The sequence below is a fragment of the Longimonas halophila genome (assembly GCF_002554705.1).
GTDB lineage: Bacteria > Bacteroidota > Rhodothermia > Rhodothermales > Salinibacteraceae > Longimonas > Longimonas halophila.
On the sequence record NZ_PDEP01000003.1, the window covers coordinates 20,303 to 42,151 of the forward strand.

Annotated in this window: 18 protein-coding genes and 1 tRNA gene; 13 read left to right on the plus strand and 6 right to left on the minus strand. The window is 61.3% G+C overall.

From position 1 onward, the window contains the following. The first annotated feature begins 74 nt into the window (after positions 1-74). A complete protein-coding gene (locus CRI93_RS04010) occupies positions 75-1,763 on the plus strand; it encodes an AbgT family transporter (RefSeq protein ID WP_098061329.1) in 1,689 nt (562 codons plus the stop codon). A gap of 64 nt (positions 1,764-1,827) precedes the next feature. After that, positions 1,828-2,925 carry an endonuclease/exonuclease/phosphatase family protein gene (locus tag CRI93_RS04015; protein ID WP_098061330.1) on the plus strand — a complete coding sequence of 366 codons (1,098 nt, stop codon included), beginning with the start codon at positions 1,828-1,830 and terminating at the stop codon, positions 2,923-2,925. Positions 2,926-2,939: 14 nt separating this feature from the next. On the opposite strand, the gene CRI93_RS04020 is transcribed toward CRI93_RS04015, so the two are convergent. Both CRI93_RS04020 and CRI93_RS04025 read right to left on the minus strand, forming a co-directional pair. Beyond that, positions 2,940-4,439 carry an ABC transporter permease/substrate-binding protein gene (locus tag CRI93_RS04020; protein ID WP_217992496.1) on the minus strand — a complete coding sequence of 500 codons (1,500 nt, stop codon included), beginning with the start codon at positions 4,437-4,439 and terminating at the stop codon, positions 2,940-2,942. 45 nt (positions 4,440-4,484) lie between these two features. Then, a complete protein-coding gene (locus CRI93_RS04025; RefSeq protein WP_098061331.1) occupies positions 4,485-5,228 on the minus strand; it encodes an ATP-binding cassette domain-containing protein in 744 nt (247 codons plus the stop codon). A 156-nt stretch (positions 5,229-5,384) separates the two neighbouring features. Here CRI93_RS04025 and CRI93_RS04030 point away from each other — a divergent pair. Both CRI93_RS04030 and CRI93_RS04040 read left to right on the plus strand, forming a co-directional pair. Continuing rightward, positions 5,385-5,460 (plus strand) — tRNA-Thr (locus CRI93_RS04030). A gap of 236 nt (positions 5,461-5,696) precedes the next feature. Then, positions 5,697-6,389, plus strand: a complete 693-nt coding sequence (locus CRI93_RS04040; protein WP_098061332.1) for a Uma2 family endonuclease — start codon at positions 5,697-5,699, stop codon at positions 6,387-6,389. Positions 6,390-6,491: 102 nt separating this feature from the next. On the opposite strand, the gene CRI93_RS04045 is transcribed toward CRI93_RS04040, so the two are convergent. Beyond that, complete coding sequence (locus CRI93_RS04045) at positions 6,492-7,586, minus strand: glycosyltransferase (protein WP_098061333.1); 1,095 nt, start codon at positions 7,584-7,586, stop codon at positions 6,492-6,494. Between the two features lie 215 nt (positions 7,587-7,801). Between CRI93_RS04045 and CRI93_RS04050 the strand changes: the two genes are divergently transcribed. From CRI93_RS04050 to CRI93_RS04080, 7 genes are all read left to right on the plus strand, one after another. Then, positions 7,802-8,563, plus strand: a complete 762-nt coding sequence (locus CRI93_RS04050) for a CDP-alcohol phosphatidyltransferase family protein (protein WP_098061334.1) — start codon at positions 7,802-7,804, stop codon at positions 8,561-8,563. Positions 8,564-8,624: 61 nt separating this feature from the next. After that, positions 8,625-9,590, plus strand: a complete 966-nt coding sequence (gene ftsY, locus CRI93_RS04055) for a signal recognition particle-docking protein FtsY (protein ID WP_098061335.1) — start codon at positions 8,625-8,627, stop codon at positions 9,588-9,590. Positions 9,591-9,641: 51 nt separating this feature from the next. After that, positions 9,642-10,607: a methionyl-tRNA formyltransferase gene (fmt, locus tag CRI93_RS04060; protein WP_098061336.1), complete on the plus strand. Its 966-nt coding sequence runs from the start codon at positions 9,642-9,644 to the stop codon at positions 10,605-10,607. Positions 10,608-10,652: 45 nt separating this feature from the next. Next, on the plus strand, positions 10,653-11,867 hold the full coding sequence (locus tag CRI93_RS04065; RefSeq protein ID WP_098061337.1) for a hypothetical protein: 1,215 nt from the start codon (positions 10,653-10,655) through the stop codon (positions 11,865-11,867). An 11-nt stretch (positions 11,868-11,878) separates the two neighbouring features. After that, positions 11,879-12,874: an AAA family ATPase gene (locus CRI93_RS04070; protein WP_098061338.1), complete on the plus strand. Its 996-nt coding sequence runs from the start codon at positions 11,879-11,881 to the stop codon at positions 12,872-12,874. Between the two features lie 71 nt (positions 12,875-12,945). Further along, a complete protein-coding gene (gene hprK, locus CRI93_RS04075; protein WP_098061339.1) occupies positions 12,946-13,953 on the plus strand; it encodes an HPr(Ser) kinase/phosphatase in 1,008 nt (335 codons plus the stop codon). Positions 13,954-14,401: 448 nt separating this feature from the next. Continuing rightward, positions 14,402-15,415 carry a M23 family metallopeptidase gene (locus CRI93_RS04080; RefSeq protein WP_098061340.1) on the plus strand — a complete coding sequence of 338 codons (1,014 nt, stop codon included), beginning with the start codon at positions 14,402-14,404 and terminating at the stop codon, positions 15,413-15,415. 85 nt (positions 15,416-15,500) lie between these two features. On the opposite strand, the gene CRI93_RS04085 is transcribed toward CRI93_RS04080, so the two are convergent. The 3 genes from CRI93_RS04085 to CRI93_RS04095 form a co-directional block, all read right to left on the minus strand. Next, a complete protein-coding gene (locus CRI93_RS04085; RefSeq protein ID WP_098061341.1) occupies positions 15,501-18,026 on the minus strand; it encodes an ATP-binding protein in 2,526 nt (841 codons plus the stop codon). 104 nt (positions 18,027-18,130) lie between these two features. Then, positions 18,131-19,024 carry a GTPase Era gene (gene era, locus CRI93_RS04090; protein WP_098061342.1) on the minus strand — a complete coding sequence of 298 codons (894 nt, stop codon included), beginning with the start codon at positions 19,022-19,024 and terminating at the stop codon, positions 18,131-18,133. A gap of 25 nt (positions 19,025-19,049) precedes the next feature. Beyond that, a complete protein-coding gene (locus tag CRI93_RS04095) occupies positions 19,050-19,781 on the minus strand; it encodes a pyridoxine 5'-phosphate synthase (RefSeq protein WP_098061343.1) in 732 nt (243 codons plus the stop codon). A 477-nt stretch (positions 19,782-20,258) separates the two neighbouring features. Between CRI93_RS04095 and CRI93_RS04100 the strand changes: the two genes are divergently transcribed. Together CRI93_RS04100 and CRI93_RS04105 are read left to right on the plus strand one after the other, a co-directional pair. Next, entirely contained in the window at positions 20,259-20,726 is a 468-nt protein-coding gene (locus CRI93_RS04100; RefSeq protein ID WP_098061344.1) for a hypothetical protein, read from the plus strand. Positions 20,727-20,855: 129 nt separating this feature from the next. Next, entirely contained in the window at positions 20,856-21,779 is a 924-nt protein-coding gene (locus tag CRI93_RS04105; RefSeq protein WP_098061345.1) for a hypothetical protein, read from the plus strand. Positions 21,780-21,849: the final 70 nt, after the last annotated feature.

Below are 21,849 nucleotides of genomic sequence, written 5' to 3' on the forward strand. Positions count from 1 at the left end.
TGTAACGAAATTGTGTAACGAACAGGCTGCCTGCCTGCTTCGCGTCGTAACTCTTTGGTTAGGTTCCCTTTGCTATGGCCTCCCCGCCCCCCGAATCCAACGAATCAACGACTTCGTCAGGCCCCGATGCGTCCGCCTCCCCAGTTACAAACGGCACGCCAGCCGGCGAGTCGTCGACCAACAAGTGGTTTGAGTACTTCCTGAACGGCGTCGAGCGGCTGGGCAATATCTTGCCGCATCCGGTCACGCTATTTGCGCTGTTTGCGCTGAGCATTGTTGTAATTAGTGGCATCGCCGAGTGGCTGGGCGTGGCGGTCGAAGATCCGCGCCCCGGCGTAGATCGCACCATCGAGGCCATTAGCCTGATGAACGGCGAGGGCTTGCGCCGCATTGTGGAGAACCTGGTGGAGAACTTCACTTCGTTTGCGCCGCTGGGCACCGTACTCGTGGCGCTGCTGGGCGTGGGCGTGGCCCAGCACTCCGGACTCATCAAGGCATGTGTGCGTGGCATTGTGCTAACGGCGGCGTCGGTGCGGCCGAAGGGCGACGGCATCATCGCGTTCCTGCTGGAGCCGCGCCGCCTCGTTACGCTGTCGGTGGTGTTTACCGGGGTCATCTCAAACACCGCCTCGGAGCTGGGCTACGTGGTGCTTGTGCCCCTCGGTGCTATCGTCTTCCTATCCATGGAGCGCCACCCGCTGGCCGGTCTTGCCGCCGCGTTTGCGGGCGTGTCGGGCGGATACAGCGCCAACCTGCTCCTGGGCACGATCGATCCACTTCTTGCAGGGCTCACGCAAGAGGCGGCCCAGCTTCTGGATCCCGAGTACACGGTGCACGCCGCTGTAAACTACTACTTTATGATCGCCAGTACCTTCCTCATTACCGGCTTGGGCACCTGGGTTACGCTTAGCATTGTGGAGCCGTGGCTGGGCGAGTACGACCCGTCGCTCGCCTCCGAGGATCTGAGCGATGATGCCCAGCTCGAACCGCTCTCGGACAACGAAAAGCGCGGCCTGAAGTGGACCGGCATCGCTGTCCTCGGTATGACCGCCGTCTTAGCACTCACCATCGTACCTGAATGGGGCGTGCTGCGCAATCCCGACACGGGCGAAGTGCTGAACTCCCCGTTCCTGAACGGCATCGTATCCATCATCTTCATTGCCTTTGTGATTCCTGGCTTCGTCTTCGGATACGCCACCGGCTCCATGACCAGCGACCGCGACGTGGTCGACGGCATGGCCGAGGCCATGAGCACCCTCGGCCTCTACATCGTCATTGTGTTCTTTGCCGCGCAGTTTGTCGCGTTCTTTGGGTGGACCAACCTGGGCCAGATCGTCGCGGTTACTGGCGCGCAGTTTCTTGAAGACATCGGTCTAACCGGACCGCTCGTCTTTGTCGGGTTCATCTTCGTATCCGGCTTTGTGAATCTGATGCTGGGCTCGGCCTCGGCGCAGTGGGCCGTCACCGCACCCATCTTCGTGCCCATGCTGATGCTGACGGGCTACAGCCCCGAGGTCATCCAGGCAGCCTACCGCATTGGCGACTCGGTGACCAACATCATTACCCCCATGATGAGCTACTTCGGCCTTATCCTCGCTTTCGCTGAGCGCTACGAGAAGAACATCGGCATTGGCACCGTCATCTCGGCGATGCTGCCGTACAGCCTCGCGTTCCTGGCCGGATGGATGGTGCTGTTCTACATCTGGGTGTTTGGGCTGGGGCTTCCTGTAGGTCCGGAAGCGCCCACCTTCTATACCCCCTAATAAGGCAGGCGCGTAATAGAGCGGAGGCACTGGGCCTCTTTTCACCGACCAACTGCGTAGTTTCATGGCGGTAGGCCGCACTGTGCTTGGAGGATTCGTAACACTGGTCAGCATGCTGGTGCTGACGCTATTCAGCATCGGGTTTGCAAGCGCCTACCTGCCGCCTGCGTGGTTTTGGTGGACGGGTCTGCCTGCCTCGCTCTTGCCGTTTCTGGCCATGGCCGCGGCGGGCCTCTTCCTGTTGCACGCGTTGCTGCGCCACAGCCGCTGGGTGGCGGTTCATGCTGTCATTGTTGTGCTGTTCATCAGCCGTGCGGGTTGGCCCGCCCCTATGCAGGCGGATGCCAACACCGCTACCAACGCCGACACGCTCACGGTAATGAGCTTCAATTACACCCCACAGGAGCCTCGCCCCGAACATGCTCCTGCTTTGCGCGGCGCGCTCGGGCATCTTGCCTCCACCTATGCCCCTGATCTTATTGCCACGCAGAGTACCCGCGTGTTTCAGCGGCGTGGAGGCATTGCTCTTATCAACGAACTCGACACGCTGGCTACCGTCGGCTATCAGGCCAAGCCCGATGCCGGGTTTGCGCCCCGATTCGACACGCGCGTCCCGCTCTTTAGCCGCCTACAAGGACCGGTGCAGCAAGAACCCATCGTGCTGGAGGCCCAGCAAGACACCGACCGCCACATCACGCGCGCCGAACTCTCGTGGCGCGGACGCGATATTGTCGTCTACAACGTGCACTTGCGCTCCTTTGAGCGCGGCTATGCGCTCGATCTGCTCGAAGCCGGGCGCTACCGCGATGCGCTGCGCGAGCTCGTAGCCGTCTACCGCCGCGATGTGCTGCGCCGTGTGCACGAGGTGCGCGAGCTGCGCCGCCGCCTCGAACGCGAAACCAAACCCACGCTGCTTATCGGCGACCTCAACGCCTCTCCCTTTAACTGGGAGTACCGCCACGTGCGCGGAGCGCTGCGCGATGCCCCGGCACGCCTGGGGGGCAACTGGCGCTTTACCTGGCACACACGGATGCCGCTGGCCCGCATTGACCATGTGCTCACCAGCACGCACTGGGAGGCGCTCTCCATGCACGTCGATGCCACCACCATCTCCGACCACTTTCCGCTGATCGTCACGCTGCGACTTCGGGAGGATGCGTAGGACCGCCTTCCCTCCTACGCGCCATCCGATACCGCGGGCCCCCGCCCCAGTGCGCGCTCGACGCCCTCGGCCAGGGCCAGCAGCACGACCGTCAGCAAGGCAGCAGGCACGGTGCCTTCCAGAATCAAACCCATATCGGCGCGGCGGATGCCGGTCAAAATCGGCTGGCCGTACCCGCCTGCGCCAATGAGCGCACCCAGCGTGGCGGTGCCCACGTTAATCACGACCGCGATCTTGATGCCGGCCAGGATCGACCCCGCTGCCAGTGGCAGCTCTACGCACCAGAGCTTGGCCCATGGCGACAGTCCCAGCGCCGTGGCCGACTCCATGAGCGGGGGCGGAATGTCGCGCAGGCCTGTGTACGTATTCCATACAATCGGCAACAGGCTGTACACCACCAGCGCGGTGACCGCTGGTACGTAGCCCACGCCCAGCGGCGGCACCATCAGCGCCAGCAGCGCCAGCGCAGGCACGGTGTAGGTAACACCGACAGCAATCAGCACCGCAGGCCCCACCCAGCGCAACTTGGCGGCGATGATGCCCAGCGGAATGCTGAACCCAATGGCAAACAGCAGCGACACGCCCACCAGCGCCAGATGCTCGGCTGTCCGCGTCTGTACACGGTCCATGCGCGACGGGGCCTGGACATCCCCCGAAACGATATTCAGCGCCCGCTGCACGAACGCTGCTGCAACCTCGCGCTCCGGTTCTCCCTGAATGGCAGATCGGGCATTCAGCACACGCATGGTATCAGCAGGAATGCGGTCTTCGAGACGGGCCAGCGCAGCGGGGGCGGCAGGCGCCTCGGCCTCCAGGTCGGCGCGGTAGACGAGCACGGCCTCGTACTTGGGAAAATGGCCACGGTCGTCTTCCAGCACGCGCAGGTCGTAGCGCTGGATCTCGGCATCGGTCGAGTAGAGGTCAATCACGTCGATGGCGTCATTCGTCAGCGCGCGATAGGCGATGTCGTGGTCGAGCCCCTGCGCCGTAAAGGGGAGATTGTAGACCTGGCGAAGCGAGGGCCAGCCATCGCTGCGTTCCATAAACTCGTTCGAAAAGCCGACCCGCAGATCCGGGTGATTGCGCAGATCCGAGATCGTCTCGATCCCCAGTTTCCTGGCGTGGGCCTCCCGCATCCCCAAGGCATAGGTGTTGTTGAAGCCGAGCGGCGCTGTCATGCGCACGCCGCGCTCCGCCAGCACGTCGCGTAGAGTGGCTGGAGTCACCTCCGTGTCCGCCAGAATTTCCTCGATGAGCGTGCCCGTGTACTCGGGATACACGTCAATATCGCCCCGGACCAGCGCGTCCCACAGGAACCGGGAGCCGCCCAGCTGTTCGCGATGGCGTGTATCGAATCCGGCATCCTGAAGCGTGTAGGCAGCAGCCCAGCCCAGAATTACGTTTTCGGTAAACATCTTGGATCCAACCGTAAGCGTTGAATCTTGGGCTGCTAAGGACACTGGGGCTACGCCCACGCCAATAAGCAGGAGCCAGCAAAGAAAGCGCATGCGCATGAGACGGAGGGACCAACGAAGCGTAGGGGAGGCGAAGCGATGTGCTCAGGTGTCGAGGGCCGTTGTCAGCGACTGTTGCGCCTGCACGAACTCGCGAACGAAGTCGGAGGCCGGGGCGTCGCGCAGTTCGCGGAAGGGGCCCTGCTGCGCCACCTGTCCACTGCGCAAGAGCACGATCTGGTCGCCAAAGTAGGCGGCCTCGTGCAGGTCGTGCGTGACGAGCACCACGGTTTTACCCAGGGTGCGGAAGATGCGTCGCAGGTCGGTTTGCAGGTCGGCGCGAATGAGCGGATCGAGCGCGCCAAGCGGTTCATCGAGAAGGAGCAGCGGCGGATCGAGCATGAGCGCGCGCATCAGGCTCACGCGCTGGCGCTGCCCGCCCGAAAGCTGCGGTGGGGGCACATCGAGGCGGTCGGCAGGAAGCTGCACCAGTTCAAGCAGCGCTTCGATACGGTCGCGGATGCGCGTGGTGCTCCACCTTAGGTGCTTCGCCAGCAGCGTTACGTTGCCCCGGGCCGTGCGATGCGGAAAGAGCCCGCCCTCTTGAATGACGTAGCCCATGCGGTGGCGCAGCGTACGCAAGTTGGCATCAGACAGCGTGGTGCCGTCTACGCGAATGGTGCCGCTATCCGGACGAATCAGCCCGATAATGAGGCGCAGCAGGGTCGACTTTCCGCATCCGCTGGGCCCAATGAGCACGGTGGTCTGTCCCTCAGGCACATGAAGCGACACGTTGTCGGCGGCGCGTTCGGCTCCGAAGGTTTTGGTGACATCGGTGAGGGTGACCATAGCAGAAAGCCCAGGCAGAAAGAACAGACGTACACGTAACGGCTGCTCCCTGCTGATGTGCCTGTCCGTCAATCCATGATGAAACTACGCGTCCTTCCATGCCGTGCCCGGATCATTGCAGGATGCGTCGCGTGCATCTTTTGCTTCTAAAAAAGCGCCAACGTAGCTCAGTTGGTAGAGCAGTCCCCTCGTAAGGGACAGGTCACCGGTTCGAGTCCGGTCGTTGGCTCCATATGCACATTTCAGCCCCGCTATCCGGCGCAGGTCCCCCCTCCTGCGTGGATGGTGGGGCTTTTTTGTTGTGCCCTTGCTGTTGGGAGGTAGGGGCGCTTTAGCATCCCCAATGCTTTTCCCGGATCCTGCTCATCTCTGCACTGTTTTTACATATCCCACATCCGCCTGATGTATCCCCGTGGTGCAGCGACTGTGCGGTGCGCTGCATCTGCTTCATAAGCTGATTTTGCTGTTATGGCTACGCCTTCTGTATCAACGCTACCCCGTCTGAAGAACGGCGACCGGCTCACACGCTTCGAGTTCGAACGCCGCTACCAGACGATGCCCGGCATCAAAAAGGCTGAACTGATTGAAGGAAAAGTTTATATGCCCTCTCCTGTAACCGCCCGCCACCACAGCCAGCCTCATGCATACCTTACGACGTGGCTGGGCACATACGCTGTCCACACGCCGGGCGTCACGGTGCACGACAATGCCACTGTGCAGCTCGACCTGGATAACGAGCCGCAGCCCGATGCCCTCTTGCGCATTGACGAGGCGTGCGGCGGACAGTCGCACATCAACGATGATGATTACATCGAGGGCGCGCCGGAGCTGGTGGTGGAGGTCGCGCACAGCAGTGCGGCGTACGACCTGCACGACAAGAAGCGCGCGTACCGGCGCAACGGCGTGCAGGAGTATGTGGTGTGGCAGATGGAGGAGGCGCGCCTCGACTGGTTCCAGTTGGAGGGCGGCGCGTACACGACGCAATCGCCCGATGAGGACGGCTGCCTGCACAGCATGGCGTTTCCAGGGTTGGTGCTGGATGTGAATGCACTCTTGGATGACGATCCGGCGGCGGTGCTCACTCGGCTCAACGAGGCGCTCGGCAGCGAGACGCACCGCAACTTCGTGTCGCAGCTGGAGGAGGCCCGCTCGGATGCGTAGCACATGCCTGTTTGCATGGAGCCCCATGCAATGGTATGCCCCCCGTTGGACGGGTAAACGAGGTGCTCTGGCGGCTCTTGTATTGATCTTGGAGCACCACCGTTATGTCCACTTCTCAGGCGGCGCAATGAATCCAACAGCCGCCGTGCCGATTCGCAGGACGGTATGCGCAGCATCCCACAGCGGAGCAAGCAACAACGGGGACGGCTGCTGCAATATAGCTTCAGCGCGAGACATAACGTGCACTACGCCGATGGTGCGGAGCGCCAGCAGCCCCGCGCCCATGGGTCCGAGTATGAGTGGCGCGCCCCACACGAGCAGCGCCGACGCGTAGTAGGCAGTAAGATGCAACGCGGGCCCCGTCGCGTAGGCGCGTCCGGTTGAGGTGTGGCGGCGCTGCGCCCGCAGCCAGCGGCGCCACGAACGGGGCGATTTCGTCGGCACGTGTGCCCGGGCGTCCCAAACAGCACGACACGGCACCCCAGCGTGGCGCGCTGCCTGCACGAACAGGTCATCGTCGCCGCTGAGCAGGTGCGCGTGTGCCTGGTGTCCATCCACGCATTCGTAGACCGAGGTGGAGTAGCTCAGATTGCGGCCCACGGCCATGTACGCTGTGCCGTGCTGGGCTGCTGCCAGCATAGCGATGTTTGCCGTCCACGTTTCGTATCCTGCGAGCCGCTGAAGCACGCCCCGTGGCTCCGCAGGTAGGCTGGCGCCAATGAGCACCGCGCTCTGGTCGGTGTGCATGTGGCACTGGGCCAGCACCGCCAGCCAGTGCGGCGGCGGCGTGCAGTCGGCATCGGTGAAGGCAAGCACTTCGGTGGACGCGGCCTGGATGCCTGCATTGAGCGCGTGCTTCTTGCCGGGTGGTCCGCTATGGTGCACGACTTGCTCGCGGGGACGCAGGGCCGCCTGCGTATCCAACCAACGAGCCGTGCCATCGGTCGAGTGATCGTTGACCCACACGATGTGCACGCTGGGATGCGTTTGCGCCCGGAGCGCCTGCGCCAGTGCGGGAAGCTGGTCCTGTTCGTCACGGAGCGCCACCACAACGGTGATGGGCGGTGCTGCTTCAAACGAGGCGTCGCCGTTCGCATCTCCAACAGAGGCCGGGGGATGCGTAGGTATTCCTGCTAACAGCCAGGCCAGGTATCCAGCTTGCACGAAAAACGCCCCCACGCACAGTACTTCGATCATGACGGGCGTTCTTTTGGGAGAGAGCTTGCGGACAATGTGCTACATCCTACCTGCTGCGCCCATGTGGTGCAAGCAATTCGTGTATTCAATTGGACTTGTGCCCCCGTGTGGGGGAAAGTTTTAGTGGATTTGATAGAGCCATCCCGCACGCGCTTTCGAAAGCGGTGGCGGCGTTGCATATTGCAAGTCGATCTATTTCACGAATCCCCCTTCCTATGACTGCACGCGCGAACGAATGGCCCAACCTGGGGCGGTTCTGGACCATCCCCAACGCGCTGAGTCTGCTCCGGCTGGTGCTGGTGCTGCCTATTGCCTGGCTGATCTGGCAAGACGGTCCGCTGGAATGGGTGGTGGGGCTGGTGCTCGTGGCGATTCTTACCGACTGGTTCGATGGGCGCCTGGCCCGCTGGCTCGGCACGGTATCGGAGTGGGGCAAGGTGCTTGACCCGCTGGCCGATAAGGCCGCGGGTGGACTGGCGGTGCTGGCGCTTACGTTTCGGGCCTCCGACCCCAACCTGCCGGTGTGGTTTCTGCTGCTTGTGCTCGTGCGCGATGGTGCCATCGTCGCCGGGAGCGCAATTCTGGCGCGCCGCGTGGGCAAGGTCGTCATGAGCGCCTGGCTCGGCAAAGCCGCCACCACATGGCTCGCCATTACCGTGCTGGCCGCCCTGCTGCGCGCCGACGCGCCTGTGCTGGACGTGTGCGTGTACATGACGGCGGGGCTGCTCGTTGTATCGTTTTTTGTGTACACGTGGCACTTCATCCGCACCGCGCAGGCCCCTGAGGGGCAGAAGAAAGTCTACCAGATGGATCTGAGTGCCACTCGCGGGCATCCCGATCGGCCTGATTCGACTGCAGGGGCTGACGCCGAGCCGCCCGACCAGGAAAGCTCCAGCGAAATGCCCTCCCGCGAGCCTCCTCCCGATACGGAAACCCAACAGGCGCGCTCGGGCACCTCATCCCCCAACACATCGTAAGGCGGATGCGTACAGCGCATCTGCATCCTTCCATACTCTTCTCGCTGACCCGCTGCATCCGATGGGCTTCCTTGATCGATTTACCAACCGCAATACCGACGAAGAACAGGAAAAGCTGGATAAGGGGATGGACAAGACCCGCTCCAGCTTTATGGGCAAGCTGAACCGGCTGGTGCGCGGGAAGGACACGGTCGATGCCGCCCTGCTCGACGACTTGGAAGAACTTCTTGTTACCAGCGATGTGGGGGTGGATACCACGCTCGACATCATCGACCACATCGAGGAGCGCGTGGCCCGCGATCAGTACGTGTCGACTGAGGAGCTAAACGCGATGATCCGCGAGGAGATCGCCATGCTCATGCTCGACACCGAAGACGAGCGCCCCGCCGACTTCGACGCGGAGTTGCCCAACAAGCCGCATGTGGTGATGGTGGTGGGTGTGAACGGCGTGGGCAAAACGACGACGATTGGGAAGATGGCCCATCGCTACAAGCAGGCAGGCAAGTCGGTACTGATGGGCGCAGGCGACACCTTCCGCGCCGCCGCGATTGAGCAGCTCGAAATCTGGTCGGAGCGGGCCGATGTGCCGATGATCAAGCAGAAGCATGGCTCCGACCCGGCAGCAGTCGCTTTTGACACCATTGAGGCAGCGGTAGCGCGCGACTCGGATGTGGTGCTCATCGACACCGCCGGGCGCCTGCACACCAAGGGCGGTCTGATGGACGAGCTCAGCAAGATGAAGCGCATCATGAGCCGCAAGGTGCCCGACGCGCCCCACGAGGTGCTGCTGGTGCTCGATGCCTCGACTGGACAGAACGCGATCCGGCAGGCCGAAGAGTTTACGAAGAGCGTGGATGTGACAGGCCTGGCCCTCACCAAGCTCGACGGCACCGCCAAAGGCGGCGTTGTCATTGGCGTGTCGCATCAGTTTCAGGTGCCCGTCAAATACATCGGCGTGGGCGAGGGGCTCGACGACCTGCAGGTGTTCGACCGCAAGGGCTTTGTGGAAGCGCTCTTCGGCGAATGATGCGCCCCAACGTCTCCCCCGTGTATTTCTTTTGATGCTACGCGTATGGCTATGAACATCGTTTTTATGGGCACCCCCGAGTTTGCGGTGCCCTCGCTCGAAGCGCTTTCCGACGCCGGATACCGTCCGCAGACTGTAGTTACAGGTCCCGACCGTGGGCGGGGGCGAGGCCAGTCGATGCGTCCAACCGCCGTCAAGAAGGCGGCGCAGGCGCTGGAGATTGACGATATTCTCCAGCCCGATTCGGTGCACGACGCCTCGTTTGCCGAGAGCCTGCGCGAACGCGCCCCCGACTGCTTTGTGGTCGTGGCGTTCAAGATTCTGCCGCCGTCGGTGCTCTCGATTCCGAGCAAAGGCGCGTTCAACCTGCACGGCTCGCTGCTTCCGGCCTATCGCGGGGCAGCGCCCATCCACCGCGCCGTCATGAATGGCGATGCAGAAACCGGCGTCACCACGTTTTTTCTGGAGCCGAAGGTCGATACCGGAGACATGATTCTGAAGAAGCGGATGCCGATTGGTCCAAACGAGACCACAGGCGATGTGCACGACCGCATGATGCACCTGGGCGCCGAAGCGGTTGTTGAAACAGTACAGCTTATCGAACAGGGCACCGCCCCACGCATCCCCCAGGACAACGACGCGGCCACGCCCGCCCCTAAGGTGCATGCTGAAGAGGCGGACATCCCGTGGTCGGCATCGGCCGCCACAGTGCACAACCACATTCGGGGCCTCTCGCCCATTCCCGGGGCCTGGACGCTGCATGGCGACACCCGGCTGAAGGTGTACCGCTCGCATCGGCTTGAGGATGAAGCGGAGGCCGCCCATGACACAACGCCGGGCACGGTGCTCTCAACCAACGGCGTAGTGCATGTGGCCTGCGGCAGCGGAGCCGTGTCTCTCGATGTGATTCAGCAGCCCGGCAAACAGCGTCTGGATGCCGAGGCCTTTGTGAACGGCTACCCGATGTCTGCTGGTGATGTGCTCGCCTCGTCTGCAACCGCGTCGACGGTGGCATAGCACCTGTAGCCTCACCCTCCTGCTCACGATTGGATGCCTCTTGCTATGCCTGCTTCCTCCTCGTCCCTCCGCTCGCCCCAACGGGCCGATCTCGCATCGTCGACGGTGGATGCAGCGCGTACGTGTTTTGATGAGCATTTTGAGGATGCTGAAGAAGCATCGCCCGTTGTCGTCTATCAGCAGGCTCCCCTGGCCATTCAGGCCGACCACACGCACTACAGCGAGGGCTTTGCGCTGTTCGCGGGTCTTCCGCATGGCGTAGCCGTGGTAGCGCGTCCGTCTTCGGATGGACCGTCGCGCCTGGCCACCGCCGACATGCCCGCCCGCGTAGCCCTTCCTGCTGACGAGCCTCCTCGCACCAACGCTACTATGACGACCCGCGTGGTGCACGCCTTGCTGGCTGCAACGTCTGACGCAGCTCCAGCTCTGGATGTTGCGGTGGCGCATGCCTTGCCTAACGCATGTCGAGACGCCTACGCAGCTGCTCTGACGCGCGCCGCACACCGCGCCATTGTGCAGTGCACCCCCACCTCTGCGGGTCCGCCCTTTGCTACGTCGTTTGTGCCTGTTGCACAATCGGTCTTGGCGGATACACAGGGGCGTCCGTACAGCCATGCCTATCCGCTTGCCGTGAGCGACGCGGCTCACTCCAGTGGACGCCTGGCACCATTCGTGCTGGTCGACACGCCCGAGCACGATGCACTTCCTGTGCCCGCTCAACACAACGACGCCCTGCAGTGGGGCTTTTTTGCACCGGGTGTGCCGCCTCAATACAGGCCCGCCACGTCGGAGCACCGCAAGCAACGCGTACAGGCGGCGCTCGCTGCCCTACAGTCCACCGAGGACTTTGCCGAACTAAACACCTTTAGTTCCCTGGAGCACCGGGCGCTCGACCGGGCGCTGCGTCAGGTAGCGCCCGAACATCGGCCCATTGTGCGCCACCTGGTTACCGAAAACCGGCGCGTGCAGAAGCACGTGGTGGCGCTGCGCCACGGCGACGGCCAGATGAGCGGGGCGCTCCTTCATATGACGCATGCCTCGCTCCAGACCACCTGGGACGGCGCGTCGGCGGCTGCGAATTTTCTTGTAGGCCAGGCCAAAGGCTACACCGAGGCCGGCCTCTATGGCGCAGGCATGACCGGACGCGATGGCTATGTGCTTACCGTGGGTCGCCGCCCGGCGTATCCGGCCCACATTCGCACCCTATGTGAACGCTACGAGACCACCTTTCACCATCCCGTTCCCTTTATTGCCCTGTAGTCCGCCCGCCTATGCCGAATGCCGATCTAACCGCCATCAAGGAGCGCGTGGTGCGCCATGGCGCCTTTGTACACGACGTGATTGACGAGATGGGCGGCGTGGTGGTCGGCCAAACCCGCATGATAGAGCGTCTGCTCATTGGCTTGCTCTGCAACGGCCATGTGCTGTTGGAGGGCGTGCCCGGCCTGGCCAAGACGCTTACGGTGCGCATGCTGGCGCAGTGTATTGGTACCTCGTTCCAGCGCATCCAGTTCACCCCCGACCTCTTGCCCGCCGATGTGCTGGGCACCCTTGTCTACAACCAGCAGACCGGGCGCTTTACGGTCGAGAAAGGACCGATCTTTGCCAACGTCATTCTTGCCGACGAGATCAACCGCTCTCCAGCCAAGGTGCAGAGCGCCCTGCTCGAAAGCATGCAAGAGCATCAGGTCACCATTGGCGACCAGACCTTCCCGCTCGACGATCCGTTTCTTGTGCTTGCTACGCAGAACCCCATTGAGCAACAGGGCACCTACCCGCTGCCTGAGGCGCAGATGGATCGCTTTATGATGAAGGTGCAGGTGCCATATCCTTCACGCGAGCAAGAACTCGAAATCATGCGCCGTATGGCCCGCACCAACACCGCACCCGCCGTCTCGGAGGTAGCCACTCCTGAACAAGTCATTCGCGTACGGCAGGTCGTTAACGAACTGTACATGGATGCGCAAGTCGAGCAATATATCGTCGACCTGGTGCTGGCGACCCGCACCCCGGCTGCGTACGGAACCGAGCGCCTTGCGCGTCTGATTGAGCATGGCGCCTCGCCACGCGCGTCCATCAACCTGAACCTGGCTGCGCGGGGCCATGCGCTCTTGCGTCGGCGCGCATACGTGACCCCCGACGATGTGCGCGCTGTTGTGCCCGAAGTGCTGGCCCATCGCATTGTGCGGACCTACGAGGCCGAGGCCGAAGGTGTTACGGCTACCGCGCTCGTGCAAGATATCCTTGATACCGTTGAGGTCCCCTGATTCCATGAGCCGACCGCCTCAAGGGCCTCGCTGCCCGTCCACTCGCTCCTGCTTCCACTGCGCCATCCGCTATGTCTGAGGCCGAATCGAACGCTCCTACTCTCTCCATCGACACCTTTGTGGAACGCTTGCGTGAGCGCGCCGAACTCCCACTCACGCCGCTAAACAGCGTGGATGCGCCCTGTGCCTCCATTCAAGAAGACCACCTACACCGTCCGGGGCTGGCATTGGCGGGATACGTAGAGCTGTTCACCTACCAGCGCGTGCAGATTCTGGGCAACACCGAAACGCGCTACTTGCGGCATCTGGATGCACAGGCGCGGCGCGAGGCATTCGCTCACCTTACGCAGTTCGACATCCCCTGTATTATTTGCACTGCTGGCAACTCTCTTGGCGCATCCCTGCTCAGCATGGCCACTGAGGCGCATATCCCCGTCTTCCAGACCGATACGCCTACGGTAGATGCGATGGCGACCATCCGAGCGCTTTTGGTGGACCACTTTGCCCCTCAGAAGGCGGTACACGGCTCGCTGGTCGACGTGTACGGCGTTGGGCTTTTGCTTTCTGGGCCCTCGGGCATTGGCAAAAGCGAGGTCGCCCTCGACCTTATCGAACGCGGCCACCGCCTCGTGGCCGACGATGTGGTCATGGTCACCCGCCGCGATTCCTCGATCCTGATGGGCGCTGGCACCGATCTCGTGCAGCATTTCATGGAGGTGCGCGGGCTTGGGCTCGTCGACATCCGGGCGATGTTTGGCATTCGTGCGATTCGCTTCCAGAAACGCGTAGAACTGGTTGTACAGATGGAGATGGCCGATGCCAATACCGAGTACACCCGCATCGACATGATTGAGGGGACCCATGAGATTCTTGGCGTGCCACTTCCTCAGGTCCGCGTGCCCATCACACCGGGCAAGAGCGTAACGGTGATCTGTGAAGTCATTGCCATGAACTATTTACTGCGTCACTACGGATATAACCCAAAAGAAGTCTTTCAGCAACGTCTGCGCGACCGCATTCAGTCGAAGCGCAGCGGGCTACAGCGCGGAATTCACTATTTTGAGCAGGACTATGAGTAGAGAATAGCACCCAGCAGACCCAAAATGTCCAAAATCTGAAGAAAGGCTCATCTTTCATGCATCATTCTGGCTAATGTGGTACAGTGCTTGTCCATACAGTAGCAACACATACGAAGACGGCAAGTACGCGCGACTTGCGTTGCTACCTGGACTTTGCGCAACATGCCGCTTTACAAGGTTTTGGCGTGCTCGTAATATAGCGATTGTATTGCATATGCGTTGCATCAGCGCTTCTGGAGTGTGGGACCGCTTCCAAGCGCCATGCGTGGCAGTATACGTGCAAATGTATTGAGGCGGCAACACAGTCCCCAACCGCCTTCCCCCCCCAATATGCAAAGGATCTTGCACCGCCGACCTTGACACCGAAACCCGTGTATTCTATATTTGGCGCAGCCTGTACACGGTCATCCTCCCCACCGCTTTCGCCCCTCCACTTGACCTTGTTCACATGAATCCGGAGACCGAGTATCGCTATGACCCCGAAACGTGTCGTTTTGTTGAAGTTAGAGAGACGTCATTAGAGAAGGCAAAGCGGTATGCATGGGTATTCGGCCTTGTCCTTATGTTGGCGGGAGCACTTGCCTGGGCAATGGAGACCGAGCTCATCCGTACGCCAACCGAGTACGCCTTGCAGAGCGAGAATGAGGCGCTACACCATCAGCTTGAGCGGGCCAGCGGGCAGCTCGAAGTGCTCTCGGACGAGATCGACGAGCTGGCCAGCCGAGACGAGGAACTCTACCGCACGCTCTTGCAAGTCGAGCCCATCTCTGACGATATTCGGCAGGTGGGCGTGGGAGGGGCCGACCAGTACGGAGAGTTTGATCGCTTCGAAGAGGATACCGCCACGTTGCTTCGTGAAACCGAGGCGTTGCTCGACAAGATGGAGCGCCAGGTGGGCCTGCAAAGCGCCAGCTACCGCGAGCTGGTACGCTACGCCGAGCAGCACGAGGACCGCCTCGACCAGCTTCCGGCCCTGCGCCCGGTGAACGCGCGTATCGTGTCGAACTACGGCTACCGCACCGATCCCATTTTGGGGGTACGCCGCATGCACTCAGGTATTGACTTCGTAACGCGCATGGGCACTCCGGTCGTAGCTCCGGCTGATGGCGTGGTGCTTGAATCAACCTACTCATCCTCGTACGGCAATTACGTTGATCTGCGCCATCCTGAGACCGGGTATATAACGCGATACGCTCATCTCTCAGAACCTGCCGATGGCATCCGTCCCGGTACGCAGGTAAAACGGGGCGAACTGATCGCATACACCGGTAACTCCGGGCGCTCTACCGGCCCGCATCTCCACTATGAGCTCCGCACCGAAAACGACGAGGCGCTGAATCCGCTCAACTTCTTCGTGCCTGACATGACGCCGCAGACGTACATTACACTCGCTGCGCAAAACGATCAGCACGAATTGCACGACCACGCTGGCACTGAGCAAACCCTTTCTATGATGCGATAGCGCACAGACGCTGCACGGGGCTTCGTGCATCCAGCAAACCGTCATTCCTCGTCCAGCAGCCTGCTGCCGCATGCCAACGCACAGGCTACGTCCCCATCAGGGCATGCATATCACGTGGGAGACGCACGGTAAAGCGTGTACCCACGCCCTGCTCGCTGTCTACCTCAATGGTCCCGTGCATAAGCTCGACGAGCTCGCGCGTGATGGCCAGCCCAAGCCCACTTCCTTCGTATTTGCGATGATGCCCGGTCGACTCCTGTTGAAACGGGGCAAACAGCTGGTCAATGAACGCCTCCCCAATACCGATGCCGGTATCGCGCACTATGAGCAGAACATGGGTATCTGTGCATGAACATTCGAGCGTAACCGAGCCCCCTGCATCCGTGAACTTGATTGCGTTGCTTAGCAGATTGCTGATCACACGTTGCACTGCGCTTTCATCGAGCACAACCGGGATTGGGTTCGGTGGATACTTGAACGCAAGCTGCACATCGTTCTCGCGAGCCCGCTCCCGAAACATAGCGTGCACCCCCTCCAGCTGACGCTTGAGGTCGAATGCCTCGGGCGTAATCTCCGCGGTCCCGGCCTCCAGCTGCGAAAGGCTGAGCACCGAATTAAGGGTACGCATGAGACGCTCACCCGCTTTGTGCACCAGCTTCACAAACCGATCGGCGGGAGCGTCGAGTGCCTCGTTGAGGAGCACCTCAGAAAATCCAATGATTGAGGTGAGCGGCGTACGAATTTCGTGGCTCATGTTCGCCAGCAAGGCCGACTTCAGGCGGCTCATCTCCTCGGCCTGCTCCTTGGCAGCGATAAGCTCCTGCTCGTACCGCTTGCGCCCACTAATGTCAATGCCAATGGCAATGCGCAGGTCTTGCATCGGCGCCACGATCGTCCACGACGTGTCAACCACGGCGCCACTACGCGTATGCACCGGAATGTCGCGCCATGCGTCGGGGGCTTCGATGAGAAATGAGCGAGCCTGGGCACGAAGCACATCGTCTGGAAACAGCGCCTTGAGTATGTTGGGATGATCGAGCGCCTCCTCCATCGACCAGCCCATGACCTGCTGCCAGTGGCGGTTTACCATGCTCAGCGAGCCGTCCATGGAGTAGAACGAGATCATGGCGGGCACATGGTCAAAGATGACCTGCAGAATCTCTTTTTGCTCTTTCAGCGCCTTCTTGGTTTGGCGCGTTTCGGTAAGATCCATGTGCGTGCCTACAGCGCGGCGCGGCGTGCCGTCCTTGTTCCATTCGAGCACTTTGCCTCGCATAAGCACGACCCGCACCCGTCCGGCTTTTGTGCGCATGCGAAGCGTGGCCTCGATGACCGGTCGTCCGCCTTCAACGTGGGCATCAACGGCCTTATGGAAGAGCGTGCGGTCTTCGGGATGCAGCCGCTGCAGAAAAAAGTCGAGGGTCGGCTTCATCTCATCGGGAGCGTAGCCTAGCATGTGGGCCCACCGCGCATCGACGGTGTACGTGCGTGTGGTGAAGTTATACTCCCAGCTTCCCAGGTCGCCGCCGTAGAGCGTCATTTCGAGACGTTCGCGCTCGGTGCGAAGCCGCGTGCGCTGCCGATGGTGCGTAATGGCTACGCGTGCCAATTGCACCACCGCATCGATGACCTGCTGCTCGGCAGGCGCCGGTACACGCGTATCGGGATAGTACAACGCAAACGTTCCCAGCACCTCGCCTTCCTCATTCCGAATGGGCGTTGACCAGCACGAACGCAGGTCGTGCTTCAGTGCCAAGTCGCGGTAGTCGGCCCATCGCGGATCGTGTGCAATATCTTCGCTTACAACCTGCGCGTTGTGATGCATGGCGGCCCCGCACGATCCTACGGTAGGCCCGACCACGATTCCATCAATGGCATTCACATACGCATCGGGAAGATGTGGCGCTGCACTGTGACGCATACTGTTCTCTTCGGCGTCATAAAGCAGCACCGACCCGCGCGCCATCGGACTGTGGGCTTCGGCCAGCGACACGATGTTCGCCAACACCTCGGGGAGCGGCGTTTCGGTCGCGATCTGCTCCAGAATGGTGTGCTGATACGTTTGCAGCTGCTGAATGCGCTCCTGGTCATGCGCTTGTCGCCGTAACGCGAGCAGATCAGCAACCACCTTGGCCAGCTCCTCTAACTCATGCAGAGCTGTTTGGGGGAGCTCGCGAGCTACGGTATCCATAATGCAGAGCGTTCCGATTACGTAGCCCTCTACCCGAACGGGTATGCCCGCATAGCACCGCACATGCGGCGGCGTGGCGACCAGCAGTGTCTGCGCAAACGCCTCGTGCTTAGCGGCATTAGCCACCATGAGCGCCGTCTCAGTCTCCATGACCTGGCTGCACATTGCCAGTGGCTCGCTTCGTTCATTCAGGTCGAGGCCCACGCATACTTTAAACCACCGGGCCGTGCCCGTACGTAACGAGAGCGCAGCAAACGGCGCATCCGCCGCGCGGGCTGCGAGCCGCACGATGCGAGCCAAGGGGGCCTTCGGAGCACTATCGAGCAGGTCGTACTGTCGCACCACAGCCTCACGAGTCGACGCAGCGGTAGCACGCGGCTCAAAGGCTTCTGGCTCGAACGGAGATGAGGCTTCCGGCATAGCAATTCAAGTCACTGAGCAAGGTCCTGCCACGGAAGATGCAGGCGTCTCTCTACAAACACAACGTCGCTCTGCGCTTCCGCATAGCGTGCCCACCAGGCTCTCTACTCCCGGTATCCATACGAACGCAAAAACTGCTCCCGGTTTCGCCAATCTTTTCGCACCTTAACGTGCAGTTGGAGATATACCGATTTGCCTAAAAACTCTTCAATGGTATGCCGTGCGGCTTTGCCCAGTCGCTTTAGCGCCTGCCCGCCTTTTCCGATGAGAATGCCTTTGTGGCTCTTCCGCGTGACCACGATCTCTGCATCAATGAAGTCTTTGCTGCCGTCGCGCTCGGTGTACTCGACAATGTTGACCTGTGTGGAGTACGGAACCTCTTCGTGGAAATACTCCAGGATCTGCTCGCGAATGAGCTCTGCAACAAAGAATCGCTGCGGATGCTCGCTAATCTGGTCTTTCGGATAAAACGGCGGACCCTGCGGCAGCATGTCACGCAGCGTATCGAGCAGCACATCGAGATTGAACCCGGTAACAGACGACGTGGGCACAACTTCTTCGAAGCCGCGCAGGCCGGTGTACGTCTCAACAAGCGGAAGCGCCTGCTCTTGGGGAATGAGATCCATTTTGGTGAGCACAAGCAGCGCCGGGCGATCTTCGATGTGCTCTAAGCTGAGCGTATCGGGCGTGTCGCGGGTGGCATCGGCCAGGAAGAGCAGCAGGTCGGCATCACGAATGGCCGTGGTTACCTGGTCCATCATGGCATTGTGCAGGCCATATTCGGGCTTGATGATGCCCGGCGTATCCTGAAAGATAATCTGGTGCTCAGGCCCCGAGTGAATCCCCACAATGCGGTGCCGCGTGGTTTGCGGCTTGCGCGTTACGATGGAGAGCTTCTGACCCAGCAGCGCATTCATGAGCGTGCTCTTGCCCACATTGGGCTTGCCCACAAGCGACACATAGCCGCTGCGGTGGGAATCGGGAATGTCGTCGAACATAGGGAAGGCGGAGGTCTGAAACAGGTTAGGCGGTGTGGATGAGGTGGCGCATGTCGCGTACGGCCTGCGGGAGGCCGCTGAACACCGCTCGGCTAATGACGGCGAATCCGATTGAGACTTCGGCCACATGCGGCACGGCCCGTACGAACGGCTGCACGTTGGTGTAGTTGAGCCCGTGACCCGCGTGTACGCGAAGGCCTGCTTGGTGGGCCGCCTCTGCCCCCGTTGCCAGACGGTCGAGCTCGTGGAAGCGGTCCGACTCGGTCGTCGCGTTGGCATAGTCGCCTGTGTGCAGTTCGACTGCATGGGCCCCGGCTTCAGCTGCTGCCTCAATCTGATGCGGCACCGGATCTACAAAGAGGGCGACCTGCTCAACACCGGCGCCTTTCAGCTTCGGAATCACCGCATCCAGCCGCTCTGCATTGGCCGTTACGTCGAGCCCGCCCTCGGTCGTCACTTCTTCACGCCGCTCGGGCACAAGCGTAGCCAATTCGGGCTGTACATCGCAGCAGATGTCGACCTCTTCGGTATTTGTAGACAGCTCAAAGTCGAGCTTGCCGTGCACGGTCTGCTTGAGCAAACGCACGTCGCGCTCGGTGATGTGGCGTCGATCTTCACGCAAATGAAACACGATTCCGTGAGCATTTGCCTGCATGCAGAGCCCGGCGGCGTGCACCGGGTCTGGGGCCGCCTCACGGCGTGCATTGCGCAGCGTGGCTACATGGTCGATGTTAATCAGCAGGCGCGGAACGGTCATGAATACAAAAAAATGCGTAATGCAGGGCAGGTGGGCATTCAGATCGGTCTTCTCTGTACCCGAGCTGTAGCGCTTTGTTTAGGCCGTATCCGAAAAGGGTAGTAGGCCGATCCTAATGAGAAACGTTGACCGGGGTAGCGCTGGCCTCCGCTATCCGGCGGCATGTAGCTCGCAGCGAGTTTTCAGATGTTGTTTGAGCTTTCTCATACAGATATGCTGCCTTTGGAACCCGCTTCGGCTTATTGTCACGTCAATAAATAACGATCTGGAAAACGATCCTTGCAATTCGTTATGGTACCGTATATTTTTGATTCATGTTATAGCACGCAGTCAGTGCCACAGGCTCATATGCTCTGGGTGCTGTCCCACTAAACACCGCCCAGTCGGCCCTCGTTTTCGGGAAGCACCGCTTCCACATGCTCCGTCGCAGGTCGGCGTTTAGATTCTCCACTATCGTCTTACCCACTGCTGTACTTTATGGCGCTCAAGAGCGATCGTCTCCGGACTACTCTGCAAGTTGTGCTGGCCATTGTTATCGGCGCACTTGCGTACTTCCTGTATTACTCGATCACCGAACCGTATGAGGCCATCGAGCGCGAGCAGCGGATCACCGAGGAGGTGCGCAATCGCATGTCCGACATCCGCACCGTCTTGAACCGCTACGAGCGTGACAGCACCACCTACCCCGACTCGCTCGACCAGCTCATGGCCCACATTCAGCGGGATTCGGCGCTTCTGGCCAGTCGCGACAGTATCTTCACAACGTCGTTTGAGCTCGACTCGATGTTCTACTCGCCCCGCAATGGCGAGCCGTTCACCTACACCCTCAGCGACACCGGCCAGGTGCCTACCTACCTGCTGGAAGCTCCGGCCCCCGATTCGACCGACCAGATCGGTACGCTTTCGGGCGACCCCACACGCACCAATGTGGCCAGCTGGGAGTAGCCACGGCGAACCGCATGATGGCCCTGACGACTTCGCCTCGGCATTTGCGCCGGGGCGGCGTCTCCCCTTGCACGATCCGGTAGATCGTGCCGGGGGCACACCGGCCCGCCGGGATGTACCCCATCTCTTATGAACACCGCGTATGATGCTGTCGTGGAGCTTTGGGGGACAACCTGCCGTGTTGCGGTAGGGTCGCGTGCACCTGTACAGTGGTATGCCCACACTGAGCAAACGCTCAATGCTCACGCCAGCCGGGCCCTATTCGCACCCGCTCCCCTGCCTGATGCGCAGGCTGCTGCGCTCACCGACGTTCAGGCGCAGTTAACGGCTACCTTTCGCACCGCAACGGTTGCGGTGGACACTTTGCATGTGCTCGTGCATCCCCCTGCGGCGCTTACCGTACAGGCTCCCCTCCAGTCCACAGCCTCAGCATCGGCATGTCGGCGCGCGCTTATGCAGCAGGCGGCTCTGCTTACCGGAGCACGCCGTGCCCAGGCGCTTCAGCTCTCCATGACGACCATCGACGCGCCCCTGCCAGCCCCTGCATCAATGCAGTGGTATCGCGGGCTCGTTCTGCCTCATGCGGCGCACGCACGTGCCAGCGAGTGGGCTGAAGCTATCAATGCAGACCACATAGCCATTGCCAACAGCGCAGCCCGCACCTGCGACGCGAGTGCCTCACGCCAACACGGCTGGCACTTAGGGGTTGGTTGTCATTCTTCACATACCGAGTATGCCCTGTGGCATAGCGATTCGTGTGCGTATCTCTACTATACGCCTCTTGCATCCACGCCAACCGACCGCGCATACTTTGCTGCCCTACTGCTGAACCGGCTGCGCCTCTCCGAATCAGGGATTGCCGCTGTCTGGACCTACGGCCCTGCCGCTCAGCACGCCGCTATGATGCCTCCCATTGCAGGCGTACAGCCCCGCCTGGCCCAGCTTCCGCATTCGAAGACAATGCACCGTCTGCATGCGTCCGATGCGTCCGGCAGCCTGCACCCATTACGGTGGGCCGCCGTCCACAGCGTACTGGCGTCCCCAACGTCGTAAGCTACGCGGCTGCACAGCCCCCGCGCGAACCTGTCCGGTATCACCCCGGTACACAATTTACCTTGCTTAG